Below are 14,334 nucleotides of genomic sequence, written 5' to 3' on the forward strand. Positions count from 1 at the left end.
GGAGGAGGGCGATCGGATTCGCAAAGAATGATTTGCGTTGTTATTGATTTACGCAGGATGTGGCGCCGCTGTGAGATTTTCGAATTTGGAGGCGTGCTGACCGTGTAAGATTGAACTGAATAGAGATATCCATTCGAAGAAATGTGCGGCCGGACGGGCTTCGTTAAGCCGATTTCGGAGGCCGTAAATATGGGGTAGGTTATAAATGCTTTATGCTTTTAAATGGTAATTCTTTATTTAACATAATATAAATTATATGAATAATCCTGAACACAAAAACTCCACTGAAAAGTCTTTAAATGTCTGGGGGCTTTTTCTTATTGCTTAAGAATTTATGGCTTCTCAKGGCCTATAAGCTCTTGATTGGGGATCTTATTATTGGGTTGGTAAAAGGTATTATTCTCTCGCATCATACCCCCGAATCGCCTAATATCGACAAATTGAGAATTTCTTATTAGCATGTGCGTTTTTTTGAAGTGATGCGCCCCCTATTGTTGCGAGAATTTCGGCGGCGCTCCATCGCCTTCCACGTCTTTGGGATTTCTATTTGGGCGATTAACCAGGTATCTCATAGTTGCATCTATTAATGACCTATTTTGGGGTTAAATCATTGAAAATGAATGCGCTGAGAATCGCATGGAAAATTATTCCTTGCCGATTGCCCGGGATATTTCATTCTCAGCCCGCTTAAAACGCATGAAAAAACCGTTTGAAATGGGATGAGGTATTCATCTCATTTCAAACGGTTGAAGTGTTATCTAATCCAGATGGTCTGGAATAAATCAGCTACGTTTCACCGCGAGCATTTCAATTTCTATCAACATACCGTCAAGGGCTAAACGCGGTACTGGAATCAATGTATTCACGGGGAACTTTTTGTTGGTCCAGATCAGCGATGTTTCCTCACCGAGAATATGGAGTCTGTCTTCTGTGTGATCTACCACCAAAGTGGTTTGTTTTACCACATCCTGGAAGGTTAATCCCTGAGATGCCAGCGCTGTAGCCAGGTTAGCGAAAGCTTGTTTGACCTGCGTACGGAAATCATTGACCAGGTTACCGTCGGCGGTTTCGCCGCCTTGTCCGGAGATATATACCAATGTATGGCCCGCGGGTACCACGGCCATGTGAGAATATGCATTCGGTGTTGGGTCGTATAAACCCGCAGGATTGATCAGCTGCGGGGCTTTGATATCGTTTTCCATGCTATTGATTTTTTTATTTTATACCACAAAGTAACAGGAATCCGCAACATGAAATCCCATACAGAATACGATCATTCTCCCATAACAGTCACGTTTTAATGTGGTTCAATAAATTCGATGACTTCACCATCTAATCCGTATACGAGTGAATTATGGATGATCAAAGGCGGTTCCCCGAGATGAAGCTCCGCTGGCGGCACGCAGCTTGTAGCGCCCAACGCAATCGCTTCGTGATATGCCACTGTAGCATCTGTCACGGTAAGCGCAAAATGAAGCAGGGCGCCAGTTACAGGCGATTCCCCTTGTATAGCGCGGCGTCCCTGTGCGGGAATGTTGGCGTTTTTATCAAATACTTCTATATAGGCGTTGCTGCCTGGTATATTGAGTAGTGCGGCATATTCAATATTGAACTCCGGGAATGTCCAGCTGTGAAACAGCTGTAGTCCTAATCTTTCATAAAACCGGATGGTGGCTTTATAATCTTTTGCTTGTATGGCAATATGATGTATACCTATGATGCTTGTCATAAGTCAAAGGTAAAGCGAAGCCGAAAAATAAACGGGTACTAACAAAATTGTTAGTGCAACTTCCGTACTTCCAGTCGCTGTGCACCATAGATGCCCGAGTGTCCGCTGAAATAATACGCCGTAAAGCAGGCTATGGCGAAATACAATACATGGTCGGTACCAAATAATTCGATGCCCATCAAGGTACAGGCAATGGGTGTATTGGTGGCGCCTGCAAAAACAGCGATGAAACCAAGTCCTGCAAAGAGATCTACCGGAGCGCCCATCAGGAGGGCCAGTGTATGTCCCAGCGTGGCGCCTATGAAAAAAAGTGGGGTCACTTCTCCCCCTTTAAATCCCATTCCCAGCGTGATGGCCGTGAAAACCAGCTTCCAGAGCCAACTCCAGTCGTTTACATGGCTATTGGCATCGAAGGCAGCTAATATACTGATCCCATCGGGCGATTTACTGCTGACGCCTAAGCCCAGGTAATCCGTAGTTCCGGCGAGGTAACTTAATAATATAATGACTACACCACCTACCACTGGAATTAACCAGGGGATTTTAATATAGGCGTTGGCGTGATGCTTAATGCTATGCATCAACTTAGAGAATAAGGCACTGCTTAATCCAAAAGCCACACCTGCTACAATTACTTTGCCCAGGAGCCAGAGATCCAGATGAATAAAAGGAATGGCGGCAGTAAGGGGTTCTCCTATATAATGAATGGCATAATGCGTATGATGAATATTCCAGGCACTACAAACGATGTCGGCGAAAACGGCAGCAATTAAACAAGGTATCAGCGCATCATACCGCATCACGCCAATGGCCAGCACTTCCAGCGCAAATACGGCGCCTGTCAGCGGTGTGCCAAATACGGCGCCGAAACCTGCGGCGATTCCCGTCATCAGTAAAATTCGTATATCCGCTGCCGATAGTCCCAGCTTTTTCCCGATCAGGCCCGCCATGCTGCCCCCAATCTGTACGGCTGTTCCTTCCCGTCCGGCTGAACCACCAAATAAATGAGTGATAATGGTGGTGAGCAACACCAGTGGCGCCATTCGGGCGGGCACTCCACCACCAGGCTGATGAATCTCATCCATAATGAGGTTATTCCCCTTGTCGGCCTGTTTACCGCCAATACGATACAACCAATAAATGAGTACACCCGCCAGTGGCAAACCAAACAATAGCCACTCATGTTCCCAGCGTATATGCGTTACCTGATCCAGTAACCACAAAAATAAGGCAACCAGTGAGCCTACGATGATGGCGACAGGTATTACCAATACAGTCCAGCGCAGCAGCTGATAAGCTACTGTCAATTGTTCCAGCGAAGTTTTCAGTTTATTCATATCCTACAAATAGCGATGTGATATGGCAGTTGCTGCCATGCTAATATTTGTAGGCGCCATCAGACAGCCTATGGCTGACGGTTTGGATCAGGAAGACACCATTTCCTGTGTTATTCTCAAAAGTAGTGTTAATCTTTTAATAATCCAGCATAAAATGCAGCTCCCCATAAGGCGGACTTATCATTATTGACAATATGAATAGGTACGCTTGCCAGTAACTCCGCCATGCGATCACCCTGCATATAATGATGATAGAACTCTCCCGTTTCCAATAGCACCGCTATTTTTGGCGGAATCCCTCCACCCAGGAACAAGCCTCCGGTAGCCTTCATTTTTAATACCAGGTTACAGGATTCTCTGGCAAGATAACGCACAAATAATTCCATCGTTTTCACACAAACTGGTACCTTATCACTAATGGCAGCCTTACTGATTTCTGCTGACGGATCTCCGGCATTCATAGCGGTGCGCAGTTCGGTGGGTTCTTCCATTCCTTTTATATCTCTCAAAAACTGGTAAATATCATACACACCTGGTCCGCTGATCAGTCGTTCCCAACTTACAATATCATATTTCTCCTGCAGATAACGCAATAGCAGTATATCCAGGTCTGTTCTTGGAGCAAAATCGGTATGGCCTCCCTCCGTCGGAAATGGATGATGATAGGTACCATCCCAGTATAATCCCGCCATGCCCAAACCTGTGCCTGGCGCAATGATGGCCATATTTCCCGTATGTTCCGAGGCGCCCCGGTGTAGCGTGGTTAGCTGTTGAGGCGATAAAGTGGCCAGTCCATAGGCAGTGGCTTCCAGGTCGTTGATCAGGGCTACCCGTTGTATACCTGTGGTTTGGCGGATTTCATCTTCACTCAGTTCACGGGACAAATTAGTCAGCTCCACTTTACCTTTTACTACGGGACCAGCTACGCCAATGCATATACGCTGCGGTGGARTATCCTTGCTTTCACTGATAAAATGCTGGATGATCTCTGAAAAATTAGCATAATCGCGCGATGCGTATTTATGTTCCCGGATCATGTCCAGCTGCCCATCAGCACTGCTGAACAATGCGAGATTTGTTTTGGTACCTCCCAGGTCACCGGCCAATAAATAAGTGTTGGCATCCCCTGTTTGCGTTGGCGTCAGAAACTGAGGCAGATAATGCTGCTTTTTCAATGTTTGCATCGCTGTGGAACTTTATACTTAAAAATAAGGGTTTCCATTAAGATTGTAGAATGATATGTTTTGTTAATAAATGTAGACCGGCCTCCCCACCTGCCATTATTGGAATAGCTTTTGTTCCGCCATGAACAATTTCAGGTAAAAAGTGTAATTCAAAAAAATCGCAGGTTTTATGGAAAGACATACGTATCAGACAGGCATTATTGGCAACTGCGCGTTCCTGGCGCATGTAAACAAAAACACAAACATTGATTGGCTCTGCTGGCCCCGCATGGATAGCTCCTTTATTTTCGGCGGACTGCTGGACAAAAAAAAGGGAGGTGAATTCTCTATACTACCATCAGCCGATTACGCTACGCATCAATATTACCTCGAAAACACCAATGTGCTTTGCACGGAAATCAGCACTACAGAAGGGAGTTACCGCATTACCGATTTTGCGCCCCGCTTTCTGCAATACGAACGCTTTTTTAAGCCGCTGATGCTGATCCGCAAAATAGAGCCATTGGAAGGGTCGCMCCGTATTCAGGTAAAATGTACCCCAGTATGTGATTACGGTGCAGAAAAACTGCGACGCCTGCGAGGCAGCAGCCATATTGAATTTGGCGGCTGTGATGAAAATCTCCGCCTCACCACTAATATTCCAGTGAGCTATTTGTTCGATGAAGAATTCTTTGTACTCAACGATACCCGTTATCTCATTCTTACCTATGGGCATCCCCTGGAAGCACCACTGGCAAGCACTGCAGAGCGGTTTCTCCGCGAAACGATTGCCTACTGGCGCACCTGGATCAAACATTCTTCCATTGCCAATTATTTTCAGCCCTACGTGATCCGGGCTGCCTTAACCCTGAAAATTCACCAATATGAAGATACCGGCGCCATTATCGCCGCCAGCACTACCAGCTTACCTGAATTCCCCGAAAGTGGCCGTAACTGGGACTACCGCTATTGCTGGATGCGTGATACTTATTATGTAATCACCGCGCTGAATCACATTGGGCACTTCGAAGAAATGGAACGCTACTTCGGATACATTACGGATATCTCCTTCTCGGGCGACTTCCGCTACCAGCCACTGTACGGTATTACCGGTCAAAAAACGTTGTCGGAAACGATACTCCCCCACCTGGACGGTTACCTGGGGAATCAACCGGTACGGATAGGCAACCAGGCATACGAGCATATTCAGAATGATATATATGGACAGGTACTAATCTCGATGCTACCATTATATACCGACCACCGCTTCATTTTCTCTGAACGGAAAGACTCCGATCGATGGATAGAATTGCTGCTGAAGAAGATTGAGAAAACCATTGATGAAAAAGATGCAGGCATCTGGGAGTTCCGGAATATGGCTAACATTCACTGCTATACGAATCTTTTCCAATGGGCCGGTTGCGCCGCTGCTGAAAAGATGGCCCGCACCATTGGCAACGATGCCTTGCTGGAAAGAGCCGTGGCCCTCAAAAACCGGGCGGCCGCACATATTGAAAGCTGCTACGACCCGGTAAGAAAAGTATATACCAATGCAGCAGGCAGTCAACACCTGGATGCCAGCACGTTACAGCTTATCATGATGAACTACCTGGACCCGGCCTCTGAGCGTGCCCGTGACCACCTCATTGCCCTGGAGAAAGAACTGAAAACACCCGAAGGCTTATTTTATCGCTACCGTCATTCCGATGATTTCGGTAAACCTAAAACTACGTTTCTCGTATGTGCGTTCTGGTATGTGGAGGCACTCGCGTGTGTAGGCCGCCTGGATGATGCCCAACGGGAATTTGGCAAACTACTCCAGTACTCCAACCACCTATTGCTTTTCAGTGAAGATGTAGAAGCCGAAACCGGCAGCCAGTGGGGTAACTTCCCACAAGCGTATAGCCATGTGGGTTTGATGAACGCTGCTTATCGGATTGCCATGAAACTGGATGTACCAATATTTCTATAACTGTTTATCTTACCCGGGATTAATCAGTATAATCCCGGGTAAGACAATATACTATACTTCTCTGTTGCGCAATGTCCGCAGCAAATGTCGCACCTCATGATAACTTCTTAAATAGTACCTGGCGGCCGATACCTGACTACCTACTTTGATGGTAATCGCTTTGGTGGGTAAGGCTTTAAAGATGTCTTCATCAGTTACATCATCTCCCATGGCCATTATAAAATCATACTTCTTATGATTGAGCCAACTAAGGGCCGCTTTACCTTTATTTATCTCTACATTTTTTACTTCAATCACTTTGTCGCCGGGCAATACCTGTAATCCTTTTTCTACCGTATAGTAACGAAGGGTACTCATTAATTCGTTGGCGCGTAATTCGCCCAGGCCAGGTTCCACTTTACGGTAGTGCCATACCAGCGAATAGCTTTTCTCTTCAATAAAAGAACCGGGGGTACGATCTGTGGCTAGTTCCATGATGGGAAGTAATTCCTTCTTCCATTGGTCTGTTAAGCCAGGAAGCTGGTACCACTCTCCTTCTTTGGTTTTTTGCCATGCTCCGTGTTCTGCAATCAAGTCAAGCTTTAAATGCCCAAACCACTCTCCCAGCGTTTCATGATTTCTGCCGCTGATCATCACCAGGTCATTGCCTGGTATGCTGGACAGCTCCCGCAGCAGCTGATATAGGTCCGGGTCCGGTGAGGCCATATCTATATCGGGCTGAAAACCAACCAGGGTACCGTCGTAGTCCAGGAAGATGATACGCTTCCGGGTATTATAATATTGCTGCCGGATTAATACCGCCGTTTCCTGGTTCACGCGACGGGCCAGCATATTCTGCTGCATTTCATTTACTTCCTGCAGGCGGGTCATGAACAGCTTCACCCAGTGATGAATATTGAACTTCGCTACTACCGAACGCATTTGCTTCATGCGCCGTTGTTGTTCGGCCAGCGGCATGTTGAGGGCATCCACAATGGCCCGGGTAATGGCGCCAATATTATTGGGATTGACAATGATAGCGTCTATTAATTCTTTAGATGCACCGGCCATTTCACTCAGTATCAATACGCCATCGTTGTTACTACGACTCGCCACATATTCCTTGCTGACCAGGTTCATGCCGTCGCGCATGGGTGTAACGAGACAGATGTCCGCGAAATTATACAGGGCCGATAACGTTTCAATGGGAAAGGAACGATAGAAGTACTGGATAGGATGCCAGGTGAGCGTACGGAAGCGGGCATTCACATTGCCTACATACTTATCTATCTGGTCACGTAGCTCTTTGTATTGGGCAACTGTATCGCGGGATGGCACGACAATCATGTACAGTACTACTTTACCAATATATTCCGGATGTAGTTGCAGCAATAGTTCAAAGGCTTCCAGTCTTTGCAGGATACCTTTGCTATAATCAAGACGGTCAATTGAAAGAATGAGGCGGTCTTCCTGGAAGTTTTCCTTGAGACGTTGCAGCTGCAACTGTACCTCCGGGTCTTTGCCCATGCCGGCGTACTTATTATAGTCGATGCCCATGGGAAATGTTTCCACCACTATGGCCCGGTCGTTATAAGAAACAATATTCGCGGAGGTGTTAACCGGGAGTAATCTGTTGGCGGCGTTCAGAAAATGTCGTGTGTCATCGAAAGTATGGAAGCCCATGAGATCGGCGCCCAGCATCCCTTCCAGAATCTCCACGCGCCAGGGTATCAGCCGGAATAGTTCATAAGACGGGAATGGGATATGTTGAAAGAAGCCAATGGAGATCTCTGGCATTTCCATCCGTACCATTCCCGGTAATAATAATAACTGGTAGTCGTGCACCCAGATAATATCGCCAGGTGCGGCTACCTTCATAATAATATCTCTGAATTTTTTATTTACCTGGTAATAGGCATCCCAATGTGTTTGTTCATAGTGGGCATATACCGCCATATAGTGGAAAACCGGCCACAGTGTTTCATTGGAAAAGCCTTCATAAAAGTTGTTAATCTCATCTTGTGTCAGGAAAACAGGCATCAGGTTCATTTTGCGCAATTGCTTCGTCATGTTGTCCTGCTGCTTCGGGTCAGTGATTTCCTGTCCCGGCCATCCTATCCAGATGTTATTCCCTTCTCTGTAAATAGATCCGAGGCCTGTTGCCAGTCCTCCTTCACTGGGTTGTAAGGTATATTCACCGTTTGTTTCTGAGATCTTTACCGGTAGCCTGTTCGATACAATAATGGTCTTTCGCATAGTCAGTTTGTATAATCTATTAGCTAATTACATTCAGTTGAAGTAGCACTGTCGAACAAAAAATGCACCCAAAAGACTGGCATCAACACATATAAATAAACACAATACAACTATCCGCACCCTATTAACTACTTATCGGCGGCCCAGGGTCATCATCACCACCCCACTGATTACCACGGCGGCGGAAAGTCCTACCATAGGCGTAATGGCCTCATTGCCGATGGCCCAGCCGAGTAATAAAGCTACAATTGGGTTAACATATGCATAAGTAGCGGTAAGTCCCGGGGGCGCATTTTTCGACAACCAGCTATACGACGTATATCCTACCAATGAGCCGATGAGTACCAGGTATACATAGGCTTGCCAGCCTTCTGTGGTCATGGCGGGTAATGTATGAATAGCGCCGGGTTCAAATACAAGGCTCATCCCGAAAGAGAATATACCTCCGGCCAGCATTTGTATAGCTGTACTGGTGATTTGGGTAGGCATCGACAGCCGCTGTACCAGCAAGGTGCCTATAGCCCAGCAGATATTACCCGCTACTACCACCGTCACCGGCCATAAGGGGAAAGTCCGGGCTTCATGGTGAGCAAAAGGATTAAACAAGAGGAACAGTCCCGCAAAGCCGATGGCGATCCCGATCAATGTTAATCCGGATGGACGTTGCTTACTAAAAAAAGCCCAGTCCATTCCCATGATCCAGGCAGGCATAGCGGCCACCATGAGAGCCACGAGACCGGAGGGCATATAATGTACGGCCAGGGCAACGGTCGTATTCCCAATCCCAATCAGCGCGATCCCGATTCCACATGCTGCCAGCAATTGCCGGCGGTCAGGCCAGGTACGCTCCCGCCAGTAACCGAAGATTAACAACAGACTTCCTGCTGCCAGGAAACGCAGGGACGACAGGAAAAAGGGCGGCACCACTTTGGTCGCGATCTTCATCCCGAGATAAGTGGACCCCCATATAATGTATACGGCTAAAAGACAAAATATAAGTTTGGACGATAGGCTACTTTGCTGGTTCATGGTTTCTTTCTTTTGGTACGTTGATAATTCCGGGTTACTTTATCTACATCTCCACAGGTACTCATGCTGCACCATTTACGGGAGCCATTGCGACTCTTGTCCAGGAACAGCCATCCGCAGGCGGGGCATTCCTTTATCTGGGCCGGCTTTCCGGCGGTGTATAATTCCACGGCCGATTTCACCAGCCACCAGTAGACCTGCTCCAGTGCGGGGGCATTAAACTGCAATTTCCCTGCTGCCGTCAGTTCGATGTTGGCGTAGGCTTCCCCGATATAAGTATTGAACTGCATTAAATCAGCAGGCGCTGGTGATTTGCCTGCTATCATGACCGTAAATAGGCGATGTAATAGTTCCCGCAGCACCAGGCTTTTTTCAAAAACGACGGCTGCCTTCTGCGGATAATCTTTGGCCAGCCGTTCCAGGGTATGGATAATTTTGGGAGATAGGGCGCCGGTCCGGGCATACCAAAGCAACAAATCTTTGAACGTGCTCAGATAGTCGCAAGTGCCTACTTTTTTACGATTGTCGATCGTATTAACGAAATCCAGGCACAGGATGCCGCCGTCGAATCGAAGGGTAGAAATGGATTTGGAAACAGACATATCTCCTTGCTTTTAGTCGTACCCCACAAAGGTAAATCTATTTATTAACCAGTAAAACTTATTTTACCGGTTAATAAAAAAGTGATCAAAAACAAGGTATTCATCTACCTAAAACAACACTTAAATAGATGAGATATAATTAGATAAAAATCAATTTATTACAAAAACAAAAACAGCCCCGTTCGGAGCTGTTTTTTATAGACTATTGATAGTATTTTAAATGTTGGTGATGCACAGGAGCTATTGATTCCTTCGCATCCGGCTTAAAGATACATAAATCATTTTACATATACTTCAATAATTGCATTTGTCGGTCTTCTCGGGGCCAGAAAACTATCTACCTGATGATAGTGCACTTTCAATTCATCTCTCAATGCAAACGGGAAAAAGTTATTTAAACCGGGTGCATATTCGTAGATGATCAGGTCATAATAGTGACCTTGTACCTTCTGTTTGTAAATGGCCAACTGCTTGTTGAACATCCCCACACCGAGGTGATACCATAACGGACAATCAGGTCCGGTTTCCGGTTTATAAGGAATGGTCACCGCCAATGGTGTCAGCTCCGACATATTCAACACCTTCAGCTCCCCTTTTTGGTCTTTTACCACCGGCAGGTTCATGAGGCGATCCATTCCTTTCACCGTTGATTCAGGCATATATATTTTACGGAATGGCTTCAGATCTGAGAACACCCATTTTGAAACCGGCACATCGGTGCTATCACCCTCCAACATGAAGTTGTGCTTATTGACCACATTCTCGTGATTGGGATCGAGATGACGCGCATCCACCATTTCCGGAGCGGGGAACAGCCGGTCGGTAAAACGGCCCACATACTTCCACCAGGTACCTGACCACCAGAACAGCACCAATACGGTGGCTGCCAGCAGTGGCTTTACCTGATCCACATTGATCTGCAACAGGCGGCAGAGATAGGTGGCCACAAAGGCAAACGCGAAACTGTGGAAAAAGATATTGTTATCCGGTGGCGTATAACTGGTTACCTGAAAAATGGCCGCTTCCCCAAGGATACCCAGGGTCAGTAAAAAGAATAACACTTCTTTCCGTTGCTGCAACCAGGTACTCCATTGTTTAACACCAGCCACCAGGGAGAAGATCACCAATACCACCCAGAACTTGATCCAGTTGGAATTACCCAGAATTTCATCTGTAAAATCATTGAACGCCAGGCGGGAACTATGTGGCGCCTGACCATGGTTGAACCAATAGCCGAAGCCGGGCATCAACGGCGCAATAAAGATGACGGCTATTAACGCAAACATCCCTACGAAAATTGGCACGTCGATCCAGCGACGGGTCTGGAAACTATTATAAGCCAGGAAAAGCAGGCTTAACATAAAAGCCATGCCGCCGCCATCCTGCTTGGTGAAAAGAGACAGGAAGATAAATAATGCGGCCGCAGCCATCCATATATAGCTACGCACACGGCTATCCGAAAAGAAGGACTTGAAAAGAAAACTCAGTCCTACCAGTTCAAATACAATCACCGTATGATTATACCAGGGCCAGAAATTAAAGAAGGAGTAAGACAGCACAAACACCAGCACGGACAACAATCGGATACCCGGACGCACATCCAGACTTTTCAAAATAGACCGGAAAGCAAAGCCCGCCATGATATTCACGAAGACCTGCGCTTTTACCAGGGAAATCATTTCCGGTCCAAAGATCTTAAAGAACAGTGCAGGGATAATCCAGAATCCATATCCCAATGGTGATCCGAAATCCTTGAACGGAATCTGACCAGAAGAGATACGATAGGCTCCTTCCCAGGAGAGGAAAATATTTACCCGGTAAGGGAATGTTACGAACAAAGGCACCAGCGCCAACAAAATAATAATCAGACTTTCGGTAACGGTCCACTTCCGACCTTGCAGGGAAATACTTGGCATAGACGTTTGGGATTTGCTATAATAGTAATGCTCCGGTAACAGGAACGGGGGCAAAAGTAATCGAATAAATTGTATCTTGGCCCGTCAAGAATCAACTTTTTAGTTCCCCATGAAATACATCAAATTACTTAGGCCAAAACATTGGGTAAAAAATGCGTTCCTGTTTATTCCTCTTTTCTTTGCCGGAGAAATATTCAATACTGAGAAAATATTGCACTTGTTGATTGCCTTTGCCGCTTTCAGTTTGATCGCCAGTAGCATTTACATTCTCAATGATTACCAGGATATTGAGGCCGACAAACAGCATCCGGTGAAATGTAAACGCCCGCTGGCATCTGGGGCCATTTCAAAAACCAGCGCCTTATTACTTTTTGTGGTATGCGTGTTGGCCGGCGGCGCCATTGCCTCGTTGGTGAGCCTGAAGTTTATATTTGTACTGGGCATTTACTTCGTATTAAACCTCCTGTATTGTTTCGGCTTAAAGCATATATCTATACTGGACATCATGATCCTGTCGACAGGATTTGTGCTTCGGGTGAAGTCAGGTGGCATCGCTGCGGACGTGGCCATGTCCGAATGGCTGATGATCATGATCTTCCTGCTGGCCCTCTTCATGGCCATTGCCAAACGCCGGGACGACATCCTGATTAAGCAGGAACTGGGAAAGGAAATGCGGAAAGCCGCCAGCGGTTACAATATGGATTTCCTGAATGTGATGCTCGCACTGGTATCTGCCGTGATGATTGTATGTTATTTAATGTATACCATTTCCCCGGAAACGCAGGCCAGATTTAAAACTTATCGCCTTTATTACACCACGCTGTTTGTAATTGGCGGATTATTACGATATTTGCAAATAACCTACGTGGAGAACAATACAGGTTCTCCCACCAAAATCCTATATAAAGACCGTTTTATTCAATTGACCATACTCCTGTGGGTACTTAGTTTTTATGTATTAATTTATTTACCGACAGATAAAACTTTTTTTGAATAATGCAAAAGCGGTTATCCAACTGGGGAAATTACCCCGCAGTTGCCAGTGAAGAAAGTGCATTTACCCAGGAAGATCAACTCCGCCAATTTGTGGTGGGGAACTCCCAAATGATTGCCAGAGGCAATGGGCGCTGTTATGGCGATGCCTCATTGGGCAAGCATAGCATTTCCATGTTGAAGTATGATAAAATGCTTTCACTGGATACAACAAATGGTATTATAGATGTACAGGCCGGCGTAACGCTGGACCAGATCCTGGATATCATTGTTCCCAAAGGTTGGTTTTTACCAGTGACTCCTGGTACCAAATACATCACCGTAGGTGGTGCAGTCGCCTCTGACGTACATGGAAAGAATCACCACGTTGATGGTGCCATCTCCGGTCACATCATTGACATGGATGTATTAACCGGTTCCGGTGAAACCATCTGCTGCTCGGCTGATCAGCACAGCGACCTGTTCTGGGCTACCTGTGGTGGTATGGGCCTAACCGGTGTGATTACCCGTGTAAAGTTCGACTTAAAGAAAATCGCTACCGCTTATATCAAACAAACACAGCTGAAAGCCAGGAACCTGGAAGAGGTGATCCGCCTGTTCGACGAGTATAAGCATTACACGTACTCCATGGCATGGATTGACTGCCTGCAAAAGGGCGACTCCTTTGGCCGCAGCATCCTCATTGTGGGTGAACATGCGACCCCGGAAGAACTGAACGAGCAACAACGAAAAGCACCACTTACCCTTCCGGCTAAACGAAAACTGACTGTTCCGTTTAATCTTCCTTCTTTTGTGCTGAATACTTTCACCGTGAAAGCATTCAACTGGTTGTACTATAACAAGAACTATAAGAAGGAGATGCACAAGGTGATTCCTTACGAACCCTTCTTCTACCCACTGGATGCCATTCTTCACTGGAACCGGGGATATGGAAAAGCAGGATTTGTGCAGTACCAGTTTGTGGTGTCACTGGAGCAGAAAGAGGGATTGATTTCTATTCTTCAAAGAATCAGTGATAAGGGCTGGGGATCTTTCCTGGCGGTGCTGAAGGTTTTTGGTAAGCAGGATAGCCTCATCTCTTTTCCAATGGAAGGTTATACCCTGGCGCTGGACTTCCCCATCCGCAAAGGATTATTCGAATTCCTGGATGAGCTGGATGAAATTGTGCTRCAATATGGAGGCCGTTTGTACCTGTCGAAAGATGCGCGCATGAAGCCAGAAATATTCCGCAACAGCTACGCCAATGCGGCACGTTTTGCTGACATTGTAAAGCAGTATAATCCTGATCGCCGGTTTGAATCCCTGCAGTCTGAAAGATTATCTTTAATAAAATAGTTTTCCCCTGATTAACCAAACAC

General features: G+C 46.3%; 11 protein-coding genes and 1 riboswitch. Of the genes, 3 read left to right on the forward strand and 8 right to left on the reverse strand.

Going from position 1 to position 14,334, the window contains the following annotated elements; genetic code table 11:
• Positions 1-782: 782 nt before the first annotated feature.
• The 4 genes from AC1DFM_RS20325 to glk form a co-directional block, all read right to left on the reverse strand.
• The gene (locus tag AC1DFM_RS20325) at positions 783-1,202 is read right to left on the reverse strand and encodes a RidA family protein (protein WP_477078584.1); all 420 of its coding nucleotides are present in this window, start codon (positions 1,200-1,202) and stop codon (positions 783-785) included.
• Between the two features lie 95 nt (positions 1,203-1,297).
• Positions 1,298-1,729, reverse strand: a complete 432-nt coding sequence (locus AC1DFM_RS20330; RefSeq protein WP_477078585.1) for a VOC family protein — start codon at positions 1,727-1,729, stop codon at positions 1,298-1,300.
• Between the two features lie 50 nt (positions 1,730-1,779).
• Entirely contained in the window at positions 1,780-3,066 is a 1,287-nt protein-coding gene (locus tag AC1DFM_RS20335) for a voltage-gated chloride channel family protein (RefSeq protein WP_477078586.1), read from the reverse strand.
• A gap of 43 nt (positions 3,067-3,109) precedes the next feature.
• Positions 3,110-3,181: riboswitch (Fluoride riboswitch) on the reverse strand.
• 13 nt (positions 3,182-3,194) lie between these two features.
• On the reverse strand, positions 3,195-4,250 hold the full coding sequence (gene glk, locus AC1DFM_RS20340) for a glucokinase (RefSeq protein WP_477078587.1): 1,056 nt from the start codon (positions 4,248-4,250) through the stop codon (positions 3,195-3,197).
• A gap of 169 nt (positions 4,251-4,419) precedes the next feature.
• On the opposite strand from glk, the gene AC1DFM_RS20345 reads away from it, so the two are divergent.
• Positions 4,420-6,201, forward strand: a complete 1,782-nt coding sequence (locus AC1DFM_RS20345; RefSeq protein ID WP_477078588.1) for a glycoside hydrolase family 15 protein — start codon at positions 4,420-4,422, stop codon at positions 6,199-6,201.
• A gap of 51 nt (positions 6,202-6,252) precedes the next feature.
• On the opposite strand, the gene AC1DFM_RS20350 is transcribed toward AC1DFM_RS20345, so the two are convergent.
• The 4 genes from AC1DFM_RS20350 to AC1DFM_RS20365 all read right to left on the reverse strand — a co-directional run bounded on the left by AC1DFM_RS20350 (position 6,253) and on the right by AC1DFM_RS20365 (position 11,983).
• A complete protein-coding gene (locus AC1DFM_RS20350; protein WP_477078589.1) occupies positions 6,253-8,436 on the reverse strand; it encodes a bifunctional alpha,alpha-trehalose-phosphate synthase (UDP-forming)/trehalose-phosphatase in 2,184 nt (727 codons plus the stop codon).
• Between the two features lie 132 nt (positions 8,437-8,568).
• Complete coding sequence (locus AC1DFM_RS20355) at positions 8,569-9,465, reverse strand: EamA family transporter (protein WP_477078590.1); 897 nt, start codon at positions 9,463-9,465, stop codon at positions 8,569-8,571.
• Positions 9,462-10,067 (reverse strand): CGNR zinc finger domain-containing protein, encoded by a 606-nt coding sequence (locus AC1DFM_RS20360; protein ID WP_477078591.1) that lies wholly within the window; start codon positions 10,065-10,067, stop codon positions 9,462-9,464. The genes AC1DFM_RS20355 and AC1DFM_RS20360 overlap by 4 nt, the downstream gene beginning before the upstream one ends.
• Positions 10,068-10,345: 278 nt before the next feature.
• The gene (locus tag AC1DFM_RS20365; RefSeq protein WP_477078592.1) at positions 10,346-11,983 is read right to left on the reverse strand and encodes a hypothetical protein; all 1,638 of its coding nucleotides are present in this window, start codon (positions 11,981-11,983) and stop codon (positions 10,346-10,348) included.
• 109 nt (positions 11,984-12,092) lie between these two features.
• Between AC1DFM_RS20365 and AC1DFM_RS20370 the strand changes: the two genes are divergently transcribed.
• Together AC1DFM_RS20370 and AC1DFM_RS20375 are read left to right on the forward strand one after the other, a co-directional pair.
• Positions 12,093-12,980: a decaprenyl-phosphate phosphoribosyltransferase gene (locus tag AC1DFM_RS20370; RefSeq protein ID WP_477078593.1), complete on the forward strand. Its 888-nt coding sequence runs from the start codon at positions 12,093-12,095 to the stop codon at positions 12,978-12,980.
• A complete protein-coding gene (locus tag AC1DFM_RS20375; protein WP_477078594.1) occupies positions 12,980-14,311 on the forward strand; it encodes an FAD-binding oxidoreductase in 1,332 nt (443 codons plus the stop codon). The genes AC1DFM_RS20370 and AC1DFM_RS20375 overlap by 1 nt, the downstream gene beginning before the upstream one ends.
• Positions 14,312-14,334: the final 23 nt, after the last annotated feature.

The organism is Chitinophaga sp. 05T412, assembly GCF_056396465.1.